4 protein-coding genes are annotated in these 5,925 nt (G+C 56.8%); all 4 read left to right on the forward strand.

The window, feature by feature from the left end:
• A partial coding sequence (locus DEO48_RS21950; protein ID WP_146198316.1) for an FAD-binding protein occupies positions 1–1,082 on the forward strand: 1,082 nt, incomplete at its 5' end.
• Between the two features lie 15 nt (positions 1,083–1,097).
• Positions 1,098–1,814: a succinate dehydrogenase iron-sulfur subunit SdhB gene (gene sdhB / locus DEO48_RS21955; protein ID WP_008501090.1), complete on the forward strand. Its 717-nt coding sequence runs from the start codon at positions 1,098–1,100 to the stop codon at positions 1,812–1,814.
• A 264-nt stretch (positions 1,815–2,078) separates the two neighbouring features.
• Positions 2,079–4,886, forward strand: coding sequence for a 2-oxoglutarate dehydrogenase E1 component (sucA, locus tag DEO48_RS21960; protein ID WP_023334931.1), 2,808 nt, complete (start codon positions 2,079–2,081; stop codon positions 4,884–4,886).
• A gap of 14 nt (positions 4,887–4,900) precedes the next feature.
• Positions 4,901–5,925 (forward strand): 2-oxoglutarate dehydrogenase complex dihydrolipoyllysine-residue succinyltransferase (odhB, locus tag DEO48_RS21965; protein ID WP_109846275.1); only part of this gene is annotated, 1,025 nt, incomplete at its 3' end.

A 5,925-nucleotide genomic window follows, 5' to 3' on the forward strand; every position in this document is an offset into this window, starting at 1 on the left:
CGGGCGTGCCGGTGCAGGATATGGAAATGTGGCAGTTCCACCCAACCGGTATCGCCGGTGCGGGCGTTCTGGTAACAGAAGGCTGCCGCGGTGAAGGTGGCTACCTGCTGAACAAACACGGTGAGCGCTTCATGGAGCGCTATGCCCCGAATGCGAAAGACCTGGCGGGTCGTGACGTGGTGGCGCGTTCCATCATGATCGAAATCCGTGAAGGCCGCGGCTGCGACGGCCCATGGGGTCCACACGCGAAGCTGAAGCTCGACCATCTGGGTAAAGAAGTTCTGGAGTCCCGTCTGCCGGGTATCCTGGAACTGTCCCGCACCTTCGCACACGTCGACCCGGTGAAAGAGCCGATTCCGGTTATCCCAACCTGCCACTACATGATGGGCGGTATTCCGACCAAAGTAACCGGACAGGCGCTGACCGTGAACGAGCAGGGCGAAGACGAGGTCATTCCTGGCCTGTTCGCGGTAGGCGAAATTGCCTGCGTATCCGTACACGGTGCAAACCGTCTGGGCGGCAACTCCCTGCTGGATCTGGTGGTGTTTGGTCGCGCAGTGGGTCTGCATCTGCAGGAATCCATTGCCGAGCAGGGTGCGCTGCGTGACGCAACCGACGACGAAATTGATGCTTCTCTGGAGCGCCTCAACCGCTGGAACGGCAACCGTAACGGCGAAGATCCGGTGGAAATCCGTAAAGCGCTGCAGGAATGCATGCAGCACAACTTCTCGGTATTCCGCGAAGGCGACGCGATGGCCAAAGGTCTTGAGCAGCTGAAAGAGATCCGCGAGCGTCTGAAAAATGCCCGTCTGGACGACACCTCCAGCGAGTTCAACACCCAGCGCGTTGAGTGCCTGGAACTGGATAACCTGATGGAAACCGCGTTCGCGACCGCGATGTCGGCAAACTTCCGTACCGAAAGCCGTGGCGCGCATAGCCGCTTCGACTTCCCGGAGCGTGATGACGAAAACTGGCTGTGTCATTCCCTGTATCTGCCAGAGTCGGAAACCATGACGCGTCGTAGCGTCAACATGGAACCGAAACTGCGTCCGGCGTTCCCGCCGAAGATTCGTACTTACTAATGCGGAGACAGGATAATGAAACTCGAATTCTCAGTTTATCGTTATAACCCGGATGTTGATGACGCTCCGCGCATGCAGGACTACACCCTGGAAGCGGAAGAAGGTCGCGACATGATGCTGCTGGATGCCTTAATCCAGCTGAAAGAAAAAGATCCTACGCTGTCGTTCCGCCGCTCCTGCCGTGAAGGGGTTTGTGGCTCTGACGGTGTGAACATGAACGGCAAAAATGGCCTGGCCTGCATCACGCCAATTTCAGCGCTGCAGCGTCCTGGTCAGAAAATTGTTATCCGTCCTCTGCCAGGCCTGCCGGTCGTACGTGATTTGGTGGTAGACATGGGGCAATTCTATGCACAATATGAGAAGATTAAGCCTTACTTATTGAATAATGGGCAAAATCCACCCGCTCGCGAGCACTTACAGTCTCCTGAGCAGCGTGAAAAACTCGATGGTCTGTACGAGTGTATTCTCTGCGCATGTTGTTCAACGTCCTGCCCGTCGTTCTGGTGGAACCCGGACAAGTTTATCGGCCCGGCCGGTCTGCTGGCTGCCTATCGCTTCCTGATCGATAGCCGCGACACCGAAACCGACAGCCGTCTGGAAGGACTGAGTGACGCTTTCAGCGTATTCCGCTGCCATAGCATCATGAACTGCGTCAGTGTGTGTCCGAAGGGGCTGAACCCGACGCGCGCCATCGGCCATATTAAGTCGATGCTGCTGCAGCGCAGTGCGTAAGTAGTGAGAGGGGAGCGGTGTTCCCCTAACCCTCTCCCTAAGGGAGAGGGGACAGATTGCAGGAAATCTTTAAAAACTGCCGACGGCATTCCCCCTCTCCCTTAGGGAGAGGGTAGGGGTGAGGGTAAAGACCCTTAGACAGTTTCTAAAGGTTCCTTCGCGGGCCAAAGTAAAAGAGCTCGCAGGTGAACCCCGGCACGTACACGTGGTGTGCGTGGTAGTTTCTACGGCGAAAGTAAGCATAAAAATGCTTAAGGGATCACGATGCAGAACGGCGCAATGAAAGCCTGGCTGGACTCTTCTTTCCTTTCTGGTGCGAACCAGAGCTGGATTGAACAGCTCTATGAAGACTTCTTAACCGATCCTGACTCAGTGGACGCAAACTGGCGTTCCATGTTCCAGCAGTTGCCTGGCACAGGGGTCAAACCGGATCAATTCCATTCCAAAACACGTGATTATTTCCGTCGTCTGGCGAAGGATGCCTCACGTTACTCTTCTGCGATTTCCGACCCTGACACCAATGCGAAGCAGGTTAAAGTCCTGCAGCTTATCAACGCTTATCGCTTCCGTGGTCACCAGCATGCGAATCTCGATCCGCTGGGACTGTGGAAACAAGACCGTGTGGCCGATCTCGATCCGGCATATCACGATCTGACCGAGGCCGATTTCCAGGAAAGCTTTAACGTAGGTTCCTTTGCCATCGGCAAAGACACGATGAAGCTGGGCGATCTGATTGACGCGCTCAAGCAAACCTACTGCGGCTCCATCGGCGCGGAATACATGCACATTACCTCTACCGAAGAGAAACGCTGGATCCAGCAGCGCATCGAATCCGTAGCGGGCCACGCGACCTTCTCGGCTGACGAGAAAAAACGCTTCCTGAACGAACTGACCGCAGCGGAAGGGCTTGAGCGCTATCTGGGCGCGAAATTCCCGGGCGCAAAACGGTTCTCGCTGGAAGGCGGCGACGCGCTGGTGCCGATGCTGAAAGAGCTGATTCGTCACGCAGGCAAGAGCGGCACCCGTGAAGTGGTACTGGGCATGGCGCACCGTGGTCGTCTGAACGTGCTGGTTAACGTGCTGGGTAAAAAACCTCAGGACCTGTTCGACGAATTCGCGGGCAAACATAAAGAACACCTCGGCACCGGCGACGTGAAGTACCACATGGGCTTCTCGTCAGATATCGAAACCGAAGGCGGTCTGGTTCACCTGGCGCTGGCGTTTAACCCGTCACACCTGGAAATCGTTAGCCCGGTGGTGATCGGTTCCGTGCGTGCGCGTCTGGATCGTCTGGACGAGCCGAGCAGCAATAAAGTGCTGCCGATCACCATCCACGGTGATGCGGCGGTAACAGGGCAGGGCGTGGTTCAGGAAACCCTGAACATGTCGAAAGCGCGTGGTTACGAAGTGGGCGGTACCGTTCGCATCGTGATTAACAACCAGGTGGGCTTTACCACCTCTAACCCGCTTGACGCGCGTTCTACCCCGTACTGCACCGACATCGGTAAGATGGTTCAGGCGCCAATCTTCCACGTTAACGCGGATGACCCGGAAGCCGTTGCTTTCGTTACCCGTCTGGCGCTGGACTTCCGTAATACCTTTAAACGCGATGTGTTCATTGACCTCTTCTGCTACCGCCGTCACGGCCACAACGAAGCGGACGAGCCAAGTGCAACCCAGCCGTTGATGTATCAGAAAATCAAAAAACACCCGACCCCGCGCAAAATCTATGCTGACAAGCTGGAGAGCGACAAAGTGACGACGCTGGAAGATGCGACCGAAATGGTCAACCTCTACCGCGACGCGCTGGATGCGGGTGAATGCGTGGTCAAAGAGCTGCGCCCGATGAACATGCACTCCTTTACCTGGTCGCCGTACCTCAACCACGAGTGGGATGAGAGCTACCCGAACAAGGTTGAGATGAAGCGCCTGCAGGAGCTGGCTAAACGCATCAGCACCGTACCGGACGCTATCGAGATGCAGTCTCGCGTGGCGAAAATCTACGCTGACCGTCAGTCCATGGCGGCAGGCGAGAAGCTGTTCGACTGGGGCGGCGCGGAAACGCTGGCCTACGCAACGCTGGTTGACGAAGGTATTCCTGTTCGTCTGTCCGGTGAAGATGCGGGCCGTGGGACCTTCTTCCACCGTCACGCGGTTGTTCACAACCAGTCCAACGGTTCAACCTATACCCCGCTGCAGCACGTGCACAACGGTCAGGGCCAGTTCAAGGTCTGGGACTCCGTGCTGTCTGAAGAAGCGGTTCTGGCCTTCGAATACGGTTATGCCACCGCTGAACCACGCACACTGACCATCTGGGAAGCGCAGTTCGGTGACTTCGCCAACGGTGCGCAGGTGGTTATCGACCAGTTCATCTCCTCCGGCGAGCAGAAGTGGGGCCGCATGTGTGGCCTGGTAATGCTGCTGCCGCACGGTTATGAAGGTCAGGGTCCGGAGCACTCCTCCGCGCGTCTGGAGCGTTATCTGCAGCTCTGCGCCGAGCAGAATATGCAGGTCTGCGTGCCGTCCACCCCGGCTCAGGTCTACCACATGCTGCGTCGCCAGGCGCTGCGCGGTATGCGCCGTCCGCTGGTGGTGATGTCGCCGAAATCCCTGCTGCGCCACCCGCTGGCGGTGTCAAGCCTGGAAGAACTGGCGAACGGAACCTTCCTGCCAGCCATCGGTGAAATTGACGAGCTGGATCCGCAGGGCGTGAAGCGCGTAGTGATGTGTTCTGGTAAGGTTTATTACGACCTGCTGGAACAGCGCCGCAAGAACGATCAGAAAGATGTCGCCATCGTGCGTATCGAACAGCTTTATCCGTTCCCGCATCAGGCGATGCAGGAAGTGCTGAAACAATATGCTCACGTACATGATTTTGTCTGGTGCCAGGAAGAGCCGCTTAACCAGGGCGCATGGTACTGCAGCCAGCATCATTTCCGTGAAGTGATTCCATTTGGGTCAGCCCTGCGTTATGCAGGTCGCCCGGCCTCCGCCTCTCCGGCGGTAGGGTATATGTCCGTTCACCAGAAGCAGCAACAAGATCTGGTCAATGACGCGCTGAACGTCGATTAATTAAAGGATACAAAATGAGTAGCGTAGATATTCTTGTTCCCGACCTGCCTGAATCCGTAGCAGATGCGACCGTCGCTACCTGGCACAAAAAACCAGGCGATGCCGTTAAGCGCGATGAAGTGCTGGTAGAAATCGAAACTGACAAAGTGGTACTGGAAGTACCGGCTTCGGCGGATGGCGTTCTGGACGCGGTGCTGGAAGATGAAGGTACCACCGTAACCTCTCGTCAGATCCTGGGTCGCCTGCGTGAAGGCAACAGCGCGGGCAAAGAGTCCAGCGCGAAATCTGAAGAGAAAGCCTCTACGCCGGCTCAGCGCCAGCAGGCTTCTCTGGAAGAACAGTCTAACGACGCTCTCAGCCCGGCGATCCGTCGCCTGCTGGCTGAACACAGCCTTGACCCGGCAGCCATCAAAGGCACCGGTGTGGGCGGTCGTCTGACCCGCGAAGACATCGACAAACACCTGGCGAAAGCGCCTGCTCAGGCAGAAGCGAAAGCCCCTGCGGCAGCACCAGCAGCACAGCCTGCTCTGGGTGCCCGCAGCGAAAAACGCGTGCCAATGACTCGCCTGCGTAAACGCGTGGCCGAGCGTCTGCTGGAAGCGAAAAACTCTACCGCGATGCTGACCACCTTCAACGAAGTGAACATGAAGCCAATCATGGACCTGCGTAAGCAGTACGGTGACGCGTTTGAAAAACGTCACGGTATCCGTCTGGGCTTTATGTCCTTCTACGTGAAGGCGGTAGTTGAAGCGCTGAAACGCTACCCGGAAGTGAACGCGTCCATCGATGGCGATGACGTGGTTTACCACAACTATTTCGACGTCAGCATGGCGGTTTCTACACCACGCGGCCTGGTAACGCCGGTTCTGCGTGATGTGGATACCCTGGGTATGGCTGACATCGAGAAAAACATTAAAGAGCTGGCTGTTAAAGGCCGCGACGGCAAGTTGACCGTAGACGACCTGACCGGCGGTAACTTCACCATTACCAATGGCGGCGTATTCGGCTCGCTGATGTCTACCCCGATCATTAACCCGCC

The sequence above is a fragment of the Enterobacter sp. CGMCC 5087 genome (assembly GCF_003144775.1).
Taxonomy (GTDB): Bacteria; Pseudomonadota; Gammaproteobacteria; order Enterobacterales; family Enterobacteriaceae; genus Enterobacter; species Enterobacter cloacae_M.

Coding starts and splice junctions, on each gene's coding strand:
- sdhB (WP_008501090.1), top strand. CDS start 1,098: ATGAAACTCGAATTCTCAGTTTATCGTTATAACCCGGATGTTGATGAC.
- sucA (WP_023334931.1), top strand. CDS start 2,079: ATGCAGAACGGCGCAATGAAAGCCTGGCTGGACTCTTCTTTCCTTTCT.